Origin of the sequence: Calidifontibacter indicus (assembly GCF_003386865.1) — a bacterium.
Taxonomy (GTDB): Bacteria; Actinomycetota; Actinomycetes; order Actinomycetales; family Dermatophilaceae; genus Yimella; species Yimella indica.
In genome coordinates this window covers 499,843-512,087 of sequence record NZ_QTUA01000001.1, presented here as the reverse complement: position 1 = coordinate 512,087, position 12,245 = coordinate 499,843, and the positions used below count along the sequence as shown (strand labels likewise).

13 protein-coding genes are annotated in these 12,245 nt (G+C 69.4%); 9 read left to right on the top strand and 4 right to left on the bottom strand.

What is annotated here, in order from left to right:
- Window positions 1-41: 41 nt before the first annotated feature.
- Complete coding sequence (locus tag DFJ65_RS02435; protein ID WP_115921650.1) at window positions 42-521, bottom strand: NUDIX hydrolase; 480 nt, start codon at window positions 519-521, stop codon at window positions 42-44.
- 58 nt (window positions 522-579) lie between these two features.
- Here DFJ65_RS02435 and DFJ65_RS02430 point away from each other — a divergent pair, with 58 nt between their 5' ends.
- Together DFJ65_RS02430 and DFJ65_RS02425 are read left to right on the top strand one after the other, a co-directional pair.
- The gene (locus tag DFJ65_RS02430) at window positions 580-2,079 is read left to right on the top strand and encodes a CCA tRNA nucleotidyltransferase (protein ID WP_245949929.1); all 1,500 of its coding nucleotides are present in this window, start codon (window positions 580-582) and stop codon (window positions 2,077-2,079) included.
- A 129-nt stretch (window positions 2,080-2,208) separates the two neighbouring features.
- Window positions 2,209-2,655: a hypothetical protein gene (locus tag DFJ65_RS02425; protein ID WP_115921648.1), complete on the top strand. Its 447-nt coding sequence runs from the start codon at window positions 2,209-2,211 to the stop codon at window positions 2,653-2,655.
- 78 nt (window positions 2,656-2,733) lie between these two features.
- Here DFJ65_RS02425 and DFJ65_RS02420 read toward each other — a convergent pair whose 3' ends face one another.
- Entirely contained in the window at window positions 2,734-2,970 is a 237-nt protein-coding gene (locus tag DFJ65_RS02420; RefSeq protein ID WP_115921647.1) for a biotin/lipoyl-binding carrier protein, read from the bottom strand.
- Window positions 2,971-3,142: 172 nt separating this feature from the next.
- On the opposite strand from DFJ65_RS02420, the gene DFJ65_RS02415 reads away from it, so the two are divergent.
- The 5 genes from DFJ65_RS02415 (at window position 3,143) to DFJ65_RS02395 (ending at window position 8,067) form a co-directional block, all read left to right on the top strand.
- The gene (locus DFJ65_RS02415; RefSeq protein WP_115921646.1) at window positions 3,143-4,147 is read left to right on the top strand and encodes a Gfo/Idh/MocA family protein; all 1,005 of its coding nucleotides are present in this window, start codon (window positions 3,143-3,145) and stop codon (window positions 4,145-4,147) included.
- Entirely contained in the window at window positions 4,144-5,028 is an 885-nt protein-coding gene (locus DFJ65_RS02410) for a TIM barrel protein (protein ID WP_115921645.1), read from the top strand. Before DFJ65_RS02415 ends, DFJ65_RS02410 begins: the two co-directional genes overlap by 4 nt.
- A gap of 154 nt (window positions 5,029-5,182) precedes the next feature.
- Window positions 5,183-6,178, top strand: a complete 996-nt coding sequence (locus DFJ65_RS02405) for a substrate-binding domain-containing protein (RefSeq protein ID WP_211308347.1) — start codon at window positions 5,183-5,185, stop codon at window positions 6,176-6,178.
- A 3-nt stretch (window positions 6,179-6,181) separates the two neighbouring features.
- Complete coding sequence (locus DFJ65_RS02400; RefSeq protein WP_115921643.1) at window positions 6,182-7,222, top strand: ABC transporter permease; 1,041 nt, start codon at window positions 6,182-6,184, stop codon at window positions 7,220-7,222.
- A complete protein-coding gene (locus tag DFJ65_RS02395) occupies window positions 7,219-8,067 on the top strand; it encodes an ATP-binding cassette domain-containing protein (RefSeq protein ID WP_115921642.1) in 849 nt (282 codons plus the stop codon). The genes DFJ65_RS02400 and DFJ65_RS02395 overlap by 4 nt, the downstream gene beginning before the upstream one ends.
- 18 nt (window positions 8,068-8,085) lie before the next feature.
- Here the strand turns inward: DFJ65_RS02395 and DFJ65_RS02390 are convergent, their stop codons facing one another.
- A complete protein-coding gene (locus DFJ65_RS02390) occupies window positions 8,086-9,414 on the bottom strand; it encodes a PIG-L family deacetylase (RefSeq protein ID WP_170143964.1) in 1,329 nt (442 codons plus the stop codon).
- Complete coding sequence (locus DFJ65_RS02385) at window positions 9,411-10,424, bottom strand: acyl-CoA dehydrogenase family protein (protein ID WP_115921640.1); 1,014 nt, start codon at window positions 10,422-10,424, stop codon at window positions 9,411-9,413. The genes DFJ65_RS02390 and DFJ65_RS02385 overlap by 4 nt, the downstream gene beginning before the upstream one ends.
- Window positions 10,425-10,564: 140 nt before the next feature.
- Between DFJ65_RS02385 and DFJ65_RS02380 the strand changes: the two genes are divergently transcribed.
- The gene (locus DFJ65_RS02380) at window positions 10,565-11,299 is read left to right on the top strand and encodes a glycosyltransferase family 2 protein (RefSeq protein ID WP_115921639.1); all 735 of its coding nucleotides are present in this window, start codon (window positions 10,565-10,567) and stop codon (window positions 11,297-11,299) included.
- A 59-nt stretch (window positions 11,300-11,358) separates the two neighbouring features.
- Window positions 11,359-12,231 (top strand): LLM class flavin-dependent oxidoreductase, encoded by an 873-nt coding sequence (locus DFJ65_RS02375; RefSeq protein WP_115921638.1) that lies wholly within the window; start codon window positions 11,359-11,361, stop codon window positions 12,229-12,231.
- The last annotated feature ends 14 nt before the right edge of the window (window positions 12,232-12,245 follow it).

Sequence of the window (12,245 nt, the reverse complement as noted above, 5' to 3'; positions counted from 1 at the left end):
GGGTTGTCGGTCGGGTTGTCGGTCGGTCAGTCGGCGTTCGGTCAGCCGGCGAGCCGGCGCCACGCCATGTGGGCGATCCGGCGCTCGTTGGCGAAGGTCAGTCGCGAGTCGACCTCGTCCAGGCGGAACCATGCGGCATCGACGGCTTCCTGGTCGGGGTCGTTCTCGACCGTGATCTCACCGTCGAGTGCCTCGAGTAAATAGTGGTGCACCCGCTTGTGAATACGGAAACGCGGCGTGCTGAACCAGTAGTCGATCGTGCCGAGGGTGATGAGCGCGCGTCCGTAGATGCCGGTTTCCTCGGCCACTTCCCGCACCGCGGTCTCGACCAGTGTCTCGCCCGGTTCGACGTGACCCTTCGGCAGGCACCACTCCAGCCGTCCGGCCCGGTTGTAGCGGGCGATGAGGGCCAACCAGGCGATGCCGGAGCGCACGTCGATGACGACGCCACCGGCCGAGGTCTCCTCCAGGGACGGCAGTCGCCGCACGGGGCGACTGGCTCGTGGGACCTGGAGTGTCATTCCGTCACTGTAACCAGGCGATGCGGTCTGGTCGAAGAGTTCGACCTAACCTTTGACGGTGTCAGACCAGCAGTTCACGCCCGATCCCTCGTCGTTGCGCGCTCTTCGTGAGCGCGCTGTCGCCCAACTCGCGCCGCACCTGAGGCTGCTCACCGAGCTGGGCGAGATCTTCACGGCGGCGGGGCACGAGTTGGCCCTGGTCGGCGGTCCGGTGCGCGACGCCTTCCTCGGGCGGCGCAGCAACGACATCGACCTCACGACGTCGGCCTCGCCCGAGCAGACCGAGGCGCTGCTGAAGCCGTGGGCGTCCACCACGTGGGACATCGGCCGCGACTTCGGCACCATCGGTGCCCAGAAGGGCGAGTGGAAGGTGGAGATCACCACCTACCGCGCCGACGCGTACGACGGGGTCACTCGCAAACCGGTCGTGGCGTTCGGCGACAACCTCGACGACGACCTGGTGCGCCGCGACTTCACGGTCAACGCGATGGCGATGCGGCTGCCGACGATGGAGTTCGTCGACCCGTACGACGGGCTCGGTGCGCTCGCTCGTAAGGAACTGATCACCCCGGCCCCGGCGGAGGTGTCGTTCGCCGACGACCCGTTGCGGATGATGCGGGCCGCGCGGTTCGTCGCGCAGTTGGGTTTCACCGCCGCGCCACCCGTGGTCGAGGCGATGACCGAGCGGGCCGCGACGATCGCGATCGTGTCGCCCGAGCGGGTGCACGACGAACTCGTCAAGCTGATGGTGGCGCCCGACCCGCGCGCCGGGCTCGAACTGCTCGTCGACACCGGCCTCGCCGACCACGTGCTGCCCGAACTGCCCGCGCTCAAGCTCGAGATCGACGAACACCACCGGCACAAGGACGTCTACGAGCACTCCCTCACCGTGCTCGACCGGGCGATCGCGCTCGAGGGTCCGCGCGTGGTCGAGGGGCTCGAGGCGCCCGCGGTGGTCGAGGGCCCCGATCTGGTGCTGCGGCTCGCGGCGTTGCTGCACGACATCGGCAAGCCCGCGACGCGACGCTTCGAGCGCGGCGGTGGGGTGTCGTTCCACCACCACGAGATCGTCGGCGCCAAGTTGGCCCGCAAGCGGTTGCGGGAACTGCGCTTCGAGAAGAACGTCGTGCGTGACGTCACCCGGCTGATCGAGCTGCACCTGCGCTTCCACGGCTACGGCGGCGGCGAGTGGACCGACTCCGCGGTGCGCCGTTACGTCACCGACGCCGGCGACCAGCTCGCCCGGCTGCACCTGCTGACCCGTTCCGACTGCACCACCCGTAACAAGCGCAAGGCGGCCGCGCTCGCCGCGACGTACGACGACCTCGAACGGCGCATCGCGCGGTTGATGGAGCAGGAGGAGCTGGGCAAGGTGCGGCCCGAGCTCGACGGCAACCAGATCGGGGAGATCCTCGGCATCGCGCCCGGGCCGGTGCTCGGGCGGGCCTACAAGCACCTGCTGGCGTTCCGGCTCGACGCCGGTCAGGTCGGTGCGGACGCCGTGCGCGCGGAGTTGCTGCGCTGGTGGAGCGAGCAGCCGGAGTCGTCGGGCTCGTAGTCGGTCCGACTGCGCTACTTGTCCGTGAGTGCACTACGTACGGCTAGTGCACTCACGGATAAGTAGCGCAGTGGAGTGCCATCCCTGTGGAAAGCGGCACAGGACGGCTGTAGTTGGCAGGGTCTGCCCATGCTTGAGGACCCCTTGCTGCTGCGCTCGACGTCGCGTGGAGCCACATCGCGCGACGCGCCGATCGCCCGGCTCGTCGCGGCCCTGGCCGACGGGCGTTCGGAGTCGGTGCTCGAATCGCTCAGCCGCGCAGTCATGTTCGAGCAGGGATTCCCCAAGCCCGAACTTCAGGTGCGGTTGGTCGATTCGGACGGCGAGTTCGGACGCGGTGACTTCGGCTGGCCCGGTTTGATCGGCGAGTGCGACGGCGACCTGAAGTATGGGATGGCGCTCAGCGACGGGGACCCGTCCGCCGCGGTTGTCCGGGAGAAGCGCCGCGAGGACCGCATCCGGTTGTTCAGCGACGTCGTCCGCTGGGGTTGGATGGATGCCTTCCGGGTCGACCCGCTGGTGCGCCGGCTGGTGGCGAAGGGGCTACGTCCGGGCGACCAGTCGTCCTGGTTCTGAGTGCACTAGTTGTCCGTGAGTGCACTGGCCGGGCGTAGTGCACTCACGGACAACTAGTGCACTCGAACTGGGCGCGAACTACTCGAGGACGACCATGATGTCGCCCTCCTGGACAACATCGCCGGGCACGACACGGACGTCGGTCACGGTGCCTTCCCATTCGGGAACGACCGGGATCTCCATCTTCATCGACTCCAGCAGCACGAGCTCCTGGCCGGCCTCCACCTTGTCGCCGACGGACACGTGCACCTGCGCCACATTGGCGACGAGGTCGCTGACGATGTCCTGTCGGGCGGGGCGTTTGAACGGAGCCATGAGCGACATCGTGGCACGGCCGCCGGTAAACCCGCTGGTACGCGCCGCCCCTCCCCGAACGTCCAAATGTCCTAACAAATCTTGACAGTGGTGACGTCGCGGGAAAAGCTGGGCGCACAGCTTTGGTTCTCGCGCGCCGACCGGGCGCTCGTTTCGCCTGGAAGGACACCGTATGCGCATCGGCCTGACGGGAGTGGGGCGCATCGGCGCCTTCCACGCCGCCACGCTCGACTCACTCGACGCCGTCGACGAGCTCGTGCTCTACGACTTCGACGCCGCGCGGGCCGGCAAGGTCGCGGCCGAGCTCGGCGCGCGGGCCGTCGGTAGCGAGGAGGAACTCCTCACCGCCGGCATCGACGGGCTGGTCATCGCCACCCCGACCCCGGGCCACGCCCCGATGCTTCGCAAGGCGATCGCCGCGGGCGTCGCGACCTTCTGCGAGAAGCCGGTCGCGGCCACGCTCGGCGAAACCATCGAGCTGACCCGCCTCGCGGAGTCGACCGACACCCCCGTGCACGTCGGTTTCCAGCGCCGCTTCGACCACGGCTACCAACGCGTGCAGCGGGCGGTCGCCGACGGCGAACTCGGGTTCATCCACACCATCCGCAGCCACACCCTCGACCAGAACCCGCCGCACGCCTCGTACATCCCGACGTCCGGCGGCATCTTCCGCGACTGCAACATCCACGACTTCGACGTCGTGCGGTTCGTGTCGGGCCACGAGGTCACCAGCGTCTACGCCACCGGCGGCAACCAGGGTGCCGACTTCTTCAAGGAAGCGGGCGACTACGACACCGGCGGTGCGATGCTCACCCTCGACTCCGGCACCGTCGTGCAGATCTCCTCCACCCGCTACAACGGCCAGGGCCACGACGTGCGCACGGAGGTCTTCGGCAGCCTGGGCAGCATGTGCGTCGGGCTCGACGACACGCTCGCGATGGTGTCGGCCGAGGAGGGCGTCGACTGGCCCCGCGGCCCCGTTCACACCAGCTTCATGGAGCGCTTCCTGCCCGCCTACCGCACCGAACTCAACGCCTTCTTCGAGGTCGTCGCCGGCGAGCGGCCGAGCCCGTGCACCGTCCGCGACGCCCTCGAGGCGTTCCGCATCGCCGAGGCCTGCGAGCTGTCGAAGGCCGGCCGCCGCGTCGTCTCGATGGACGAGGTGGCCACGGCATGAGCGCCCTCGCCTCCCGCATCGCCGGCGCCCCCATCTCGTGGGGCGTGTGCGAAGTGCCGGGGTGGGGCTACCAGCTGCCGGCCGACGTCGTGCTCGAGCAGATGCGCGAACTCGGGCTCAGCGCAACGGAGTTCGGTCCGGACGGCTTCCTGCCCGACGACCCGCAGGAGAAGGTCGACGTGCTCACCGACTACGACCTGCGGGCGGTGGGGCAGTTCGTGCCGGTCGTGTTGCACGACGCCGAGTTCGATCCGTTGCCCGACGTCATCCGGGCCATCGAAGCGCTGACGGTCGCGCAGGCGTCGACGGTCGTGATCGCCGCCGCGACCGGCCTCACCGGTTACGACACCCGTCCGCAGCTCGCCGACGAGCAGTGGGTGACGCTGCTGCGCAATCTCGACCGCATCGACGTCGCGGCCACCGAGTCGGGTCTGCGCGCCACCTTGCACCCGCACGTCGGCACGATGGTCGAGAGCGGCGCCGACGCGCTGCGGGTGATCGAGGGTTCGACGATCGCGCTGTGCCTCGACACCGGCCACCTGCTCATCGGCGGCGGCGACCCGGGCGCCGTCGTGCAGCAGCACGCCGACCGCATCGGCCACGTCCACCTGAAGGACGTGCGCCTCGACCTCGCCCGCCGGGTGCAGCACGGCGAACTCACCTACGCCGAGGCGGTGGGCCAGGGCATGTACGTGCCGCTCGGCACCGGCGACGTGCCGGTCGAGCTCATCGTGCGCGGCCTCGAGGACGCCGGCTATCGCGGCTGGTATGTGCTGGAACAGGACACGATGCTCGCCGACGCGCCGGGCGGCACCGCGCACTCGCCCCTGGACGACGTGAGCAACTCCGTCGCGTATCTGATGTCGGTCGGCACCCGATGAGCGGCTCACCCGTGCGGGCAACGTTCGCGCAACGGTCCGGCAGACGCCGTGTCGATCCGACACACCGAGGCTGCGCTGCTGGGATAGTCACCGGCAGAATCGATTCCATCGCCATCCCCGCATCTGGTGAGGATGCGACCGAAAGGAAGCAGTGATGACCGCTAGGTCCGCAATGAAGCTGGCCGCAATCGGTGCAGCCACCGCGCTCGCCATCACCGGGTGCAGCAGCTCGGGCGGCAAGAAGGCCACCGAGACGTCGTCCTCGTCCGCCGGCGGTGGTGGGGTCAGCACGCCGTCCATGACGGTGGCCCTGGTCACCCACTCCGGTCCGGGCGACACCTTCTGGGACATCGTCCGCAAGGGCGCCGAGACGGCGGCCAAGACCTACAACATCAAGCTGGAGTACTCCGCCGACCCCGACGGCACCAAGCAGGCCGCGCTGGTGCAGGCCGCGGTCGACAAGAAGGTGGCCGGCGTCGCCACCACCCTCGGCAAGCCCGACGCGATGAAGGGCGCGGTGGCCAACGCCGTCAAGGCGAAGATCCCGGTGGTCGGCGTCAACTCGGGCAGCGACAAGGCCAAGGAGTTCGGCCTGATCGGGTTCTTCGGCCAGCCGGAGAAGACCGCGGGAGAGGCCGTCGGCGACCGCATCAAGGCGGCCGGCGCGACCAACCCGCTGTGCATCATCCACGAGCAGGGCAACGTCGGCCTCGAAGATCGCTGCGCGGGCGTGAAGGAGAAGGTGCCGAGCACCCAGATCCTGTACGTCGACGGCAAGAACCTGCCGAACATCGTCACGAACGTGCAGGCCAAGCTCAGCCAGAGCAAGAACATCGACTGGGTCATCGGCCTCAACGCCGACGTCACGCTCAACGCGCTCAAGGGCCGCGACGGCGCCGGGTCGAAGGCGAAGATCGGCACCTTCGACACCAACGGCGACCTGGTCAAGGCGATCCAGGACGGCAAGATCGAGTTCGCGATCGACCAGCAGCCGTGGTTGCAGGGTTACCTCGCGGTCCAGGCGATCTGGCTCTACAAGTACAACGGCAGCACCGTCGGCGGCGGCTCCCCGACGCTCACCGGTCCGGCGTTCATCGACAAGACGAACGTCGACGCGGTCGCGAAGTACGCGGCCGAGGGCATCCGCTGATTCATGAGTTCCGCCCCCACCACGACCAAGGGTGACGACCGGGTTCAGGCCCGGTCGTCGCTCGCCGGTCTGCTGAGCACGCCCGAGGTCGGTGCCCTCATCGGTGCCGTCGCCGTGATGGTGCTGTTCCTGGCCGTCGCCCCGACCTTCCGATCGATGGCCGCGATCGGCACCATCGGCTACCAGGCCTCGACCATCGGGATGATGGCCGTGCCGGTCGCGCTGCTGATGATCGGCGGCGAGTTCGACCTGTCGGCCGGTGTCTCGATGACGACGTCGGCGCTGGTGGCGTCGATGTTCTCGTGGCAGTTCGGCACCAACCTGTGGGTCGGTGTGCTCGTCGCGCTGCTCGTGGCGCTCGCGGTCGGCTTCCTCAACGGGTGGCTGCTGGTGCGCACCAAACTGCCCAGCTTCCTGGTCACCCTCGGCACCTTCTTCATCCTGCAGGGCTTCAACCTGGCGATGACCAAGCGCGTCACCGGCGGTGTCACCTCCCCGCGCATCTCCGACATGGACGGTTTCGACGCGGCCCAGAAGGTGTTCGCCACCGAGGTCAACATCGGGTCGGTCAACCTGAAGGTCACCGTCCTCATCTGGATCCTGCTGACGATCATCGGCGCGATCGTGTTGCGCAAGACGCAGATCGGCAACTGGATCCTCGCGGTCGGTGGCGATCAGGACGCCGCCCGCGCGGTCGGCGTGCCCGTCACCGCCGTGAAGATCGGGCTGTTCATGTTCGTCGGGTTCTGCGCCTGGCTGCTCGGCATGCACACCCTGTTCAACTTTGGCAGCGTGCAGTCGAACATCGGCGTCGGCGACGAGTTCATCTTCATCATCGCGGCCGTCGTCGGCGGCTGCCTGCTCACCGGCGGCTACGGCTCGGTGATCGGTGCCTCGCTCGGCGCATTGATCTACGGCATGACCAACTTGGGCATCACCTACGCCGGGTGGAACCCCGACTGGTTGAAGACCTTCCTCGGCATCATGCTGGTGCTCGCCACCCTGGTGAACACCTACATCCGGCGACAGGCTGAGAAGCGATGAGCGATCTCGGAGCAGCACTCGAGGACAAAACCGTCGACGCCGGCGGTGCACCGATCGTCGAGCTGATCGACATCGGCAAGTCGTACGGCAACGTGCACGCGCTGCGCGGGGTCGATCTGGCGGTGCGTGCCGGTGAGGTCACCTGCGTGCTCGGCGACAACGGCGCCGGCAAGTCGACGCTCATCAAGATCATGGCCGGGCTGCACGACTACACCTCCGGACGCATGCTGGTCGAGGGCGCGCAGACCCACTTCAGGTCGCCGCGCGAGTCGCTCGAGGCGGGCATCGCCACCGTCTACCAGGACCTCGCCCTCGCCCCGCTGATGTCGGTGTGGCGCAACTTCTTCCTGGGCAAGGAGATTCGCGGCGCGCTCGGGCTGATGAAGACCGACGAGATGAAGCGGATCACCGGTGACGAACTGTCGAAGATGGGCATCGTCATCCCCGACCTCGACCGTCCGGTGGGTGCGCTCTCGGGTGGTCAGAAGCAGTGTGTCGCGATCGCCCGCGCCATCTACTTCGGCGCGAAGGTGATCATCCTCGACGAACCGACCGCCGCACTGGGCGTGAAGCAGTCGGGCGTGGTGCTGAAGTACATCGTCAAGGCCCGCGACGCGGGCCTCGGCGTCGTGTTCATCACGCACAACCCGCACCACGCCTACCTCGTCGGCAACCGCTTCCTCGTGTTGAAGCTCGGCGGCGTGGCGCTCGACAAACAGCGCGCCGACCTCACCCTCGACGAACTCACCGCGCAGATGGCCGGCGGTCAGGAGCTCGAGGAGTTGTCGCACGAGTTGCGCGAGCTCGACACCGATCCGCGCAGGCCGGACGCCGACCGGGCCTGACCGGCCGCTCGCAGCGGCCTACGGCTCGATCGGCGTCGGCCCCACGACCTCGGCGCGGATGCTGTCGTCGCGGTACTGCGCCACCACCCGGCGACCTCCGCGGCACAGCTGCTCGAGCGCGGCGCCGTGCACCACCTCGCCGTTCATCGGCCAGCCCTTCGGTTGTGGCAGCCAGTGGCACAGCAGCACCTCGCCGTCGTCGGTGAGGCTCTGCTCGACGCGTGCGAGGAGGGCGGCCCAGTCGCCGGGGCTGAAGAAGTAGCCCACCTCCGAGAGCACCACCAGGTCGAAGCGGTCGGACGGCCATTCGTTCGGGGTGTCCATGACGTGCACGGTCGCGTTCGCGGGCACCCGTGAGCGGGCGGCCTGCACCGCGTGCGCGCTCGAGTCGATGCCGACCACGCGGTCGGCCCGCTGGGCGAGGTCGGCGGTCAGCACGCCGATCGAGCACCCCACCTCGAGCACGGATTCGTAGTGCCGGCGCGGCAGCAGCCCGAGGATGACCGCCCGCTTGCGCTGCTCGTACCAGGAGGATTCGACGTTCCAGGGGTCGCTGTTCGAGCCGTGCAGGGCGTCGAGTGCGTCGTCGTCGGCCGGGGCCTGGGGCAGGAGCACCTCGACGTCGCGGTGGAAATGGCGCACGACGTGGTCGGGCAGCAGCACCTCGTCGCCGGGGTCGTCCGACAACGGCTCGACCTGGCTGGTGTGGGCGGCCAGCGCGGCGACCTTGCGGTCCTGATCATCTTCGCTGAGCGCCGCCGAAACGGCCGATTCCCAAGGGAATTCGTCGACGGAGCTCCAATGCCACGCCCACACCGGGTAGCCCAGGTGATGGGCGTCGGTGCGCGTCGAGGCGAGCGCGCAGGCCTGCGCCGCGGCTTCGTGGTCGGGATGCCGGTCGAGATGCCAGGGCGACAGCAGCAGGGTCGACTCGCCGTCGAGGCCGATCGTCTCCACCACGGCGTCGACCGCGTCGTCGAGATGGTCGGCGAGCGCCCCGTCGGGAAGCGCGAGGGTGCGCACCGACGCCCCTGGGGCGAGCAGTTCGATCGCGTGTCGCACCTCGTGTTCGCGGATGCGACGCAGCGCCTCGGGGGAGTGGGTCGGTGAATCGGGGTGTGACGCGGCACCGTCGGTGAGCACCACGACGTCGACCGTCAGGTCGGCGCGAGCGGCCTGCGCGATGAGACCGCCGACCCCGAGGGTCTCGTCGTCCGGGTGTGCCGACACCACCACCAGCCGCCGCAAGGGCGACAGGTCGAGGCTCGGGAGGGCCTTGGCCCGCAGGGCCTCGCGCCATTCCTGCTCCGGCGTGCCCGGGTCGTCGAGGGAGAAGGTGCGGTTCACAGCAGCGAGGATCCGAGGGCGGCGAGGTCGCGCTCCGCGTGCCACTGCCGCAGGTAGAGGTGCAGGTCGGCCACCCGCGCCGCATGCTCCTCATCCGCCACCAGCGGGCCCGGGCCGAGCGCGTGGTCGACGGTGGTCAGCACGGTCTCTGCGGCCTGTGCCACCACCGTCCGGACGCGTGCGGCCAGGCGGCCGGGATCGTCGACGCAGCCGTCGTCGACCCGGGCGGCCGCCTCGCGCAGGGTGCAGCGGGCCGCGTGCAGGGCGGCGTCGCAGCGTCCGATGTGCATGAGCGCGATCTGGTCGGGCTTGCGCCGGCCGGCTGCCTCGGTCAGCGCGCCTGCCAGCGCGACCGCCGCACCGAACCACACCGCCGCGACACCGATGCCACCCCAGGCGAAGCCCGGGCGGCGCAGGTACCACCCGGCGTCGCCGACGGCTCGCGCCGGCACGTCGGCGAACTCCACCGATTCGCTGGTGACCTGCGGTAGACCCCGGGCGACCCAGGTGCCGCTGGTGGCCGTGACGCCCGACTGCTGCATGTCGACGGCGAACAGTCCGCGCTGCTCGTCATCGACCCAGGCCGTGACCAGTGCGTGGTCGAGCACGGCCGCGAGCGAGCACCACGGCTTGACGCCGGTGAGCGTGCAGTCGGAACCCTGCCCGCTCGCCTCCAGCCGCACACCTGGGCCTTCGGCGGCGAAGACGCCCCAAGTGCCTTCGGGCGCATCGTCGCCGGCCTCGGCGAGGATGGCGCGGGCGTCCAGGTGGGGTTCGATCGCGCGGGCCACGGTGAGGTCGATCATCCCCAGGCGTGCCAATCCCTCCCACAGTTGTGCGGTCGAGCCCGAGCCCGAGCCCGAGCCCGGCAACGGCAACGCGTCGGCGAATCGGCCCGCGAGGACCAGCGCCGCCTGTGGGTCGCCGGCCGCCTCGCGCGCCGCGCGGTACAACGCATCGTGCCCTGCCGATTCGGCGATGCCGGCCGCAACGTTCGCGCCAGTCTTCATTCCAGTTCCCCTCCGGTCCACCCGCCGGGGTGGCCCGGACGGCGTGCTTTGCATGAATATTGGTCTCGTTTGAGCGGCGAGTCCATTCGACCACCAGCGGGTGCGACAGTGGTGTGACCGTAGGGGTGAGAGAGGACGAAATGGGCGATTCCCTGGGCGGCTGCGTCCGCGATGTGCTCGTCGTGGTGCCGGCGCGCAACGAGGAGGATCTGTTGCCCCCCTGCCTCGACTCGCTCGAGGCGGCACGGTCCGCCCTTGCCCGCACCGATCCGCATGTGCGGGTCACGACGGTCGTCGTGCTCGACCGCTGCACTGATGCGTCGGCCGAGTTGGTGGAGGCCCGTTCGTGGGTGCACGCCGTCCGCAGTGACGCCGGACGGGTGGGCGCCGCCCGACGGCTCGGCGTGCAGCAGGCGATCGCCCTCGCCGGCGGTCCCGATCCTGTAGCCACGTGGATCGCGAGCACCGACGCCGACAGCGTGGTGCCGCCGCACTGGCTCAGCCGGCAGCTCGAACTCGCATGTGCCGGAACCGATCTCGTGCTCGGCACGGTTCTTCCTGATGCGAAGGGGGTCGATCCTGGCTTGATCGACGCCTGGCACGCCCGGCACGTGCTCACCGATGGTCACCCGTATGTGCACGGCGCGAACCTGGGCGTCCGGCTCAGCACCTACCTACAGGCCGGTGGCTTTGCGGAGCTGCCCGTGCACGAGGACGTGCGGCTGGTCGAAGCGATCCGACGCGACGGCGGGGCTGTGGTCTCCACCGCGTCCGCCCCGGTCGTCACATCAGGACGGTTCGAGGCGCGCGCGCCCGAAGGGTTCGCGAGCTACCTGCGGGCGCTCGCCGATCCCGATCTCGGGCTGCCGGTCTGAGCCGGCGCCGGCGTCGCCTGCCCGGCTCACCTGTCGCACCCGCGGCATAAGGTCGGCCCATGCGATTCGGCATCACGATCCTGCCCGAGCACCCGTGGTCGCGCGCCCAGGTGCTGTGGCAGCAGGCGGAGGGCTACGGCTTCGACCACGCCTGGACCTACGACCACGTCACCTGGGCCGGCCTGCCCGACAGCCCGTGGTTCTCGGCCACCACCACCCTCACGGCGGCGTCGACGGTCACCGGCCTGATGCGCCTGGGCATGTTCGTGGCCTCGCCCAACTTCCGTCACCCCGGCGCCTTCCTGCGTGAGATCACCGCGCTCGACGACATCTCCGGCGGACGCTTTTTGCTGGGCCTCGGCACCGGCGGCGACCTCGACTCCCGCATCCTCGGTGGCCCCGAGCTCACCGTGAAGCAACGGGTCGACCGGTTCGAGGAGTTCGCCGAGGTGCTCGATGTGCTGCTCACCAACGACAAGGTGACCCACCGGGGCGAGTACTTCACGATCGACGGCTTGGCGACCGCGCCCGGGCCGCGGCAACGGCCCCGCACCCCGTTCATCATGGCCGGCAACGGCCCGCGCTCGATCCGGATGGCGGTGTCGCTCGGCGCGGGCTGGGTCACCACCGGCGTCAAGGGCGAGAGCCAGGACGACTGGTGGGCCTCGCTCGAGCAACTCAGCGGCAGGCTCGACGCCGCTCTCGACAAGGCCGGACGCGACCGCTGGGGCTTCGGGCGCTTCCTCAATCTCGATGCCGGACAACGCTATTCGCTGGAGAGCGCGGCGCTGTTCGAAGACATGGTGGGGCGCGCCGGCGAGCTCGGGTTCACCGACGTCATCACCCATTGGCCCCGCGAGAAGGACGTCTACGTCGGCTCGCTCGACACCCTCGAGCAGGTCGTCGCCGACGTGATCCCGAAGTTCCGCTGATTTGGCGGCGGCGT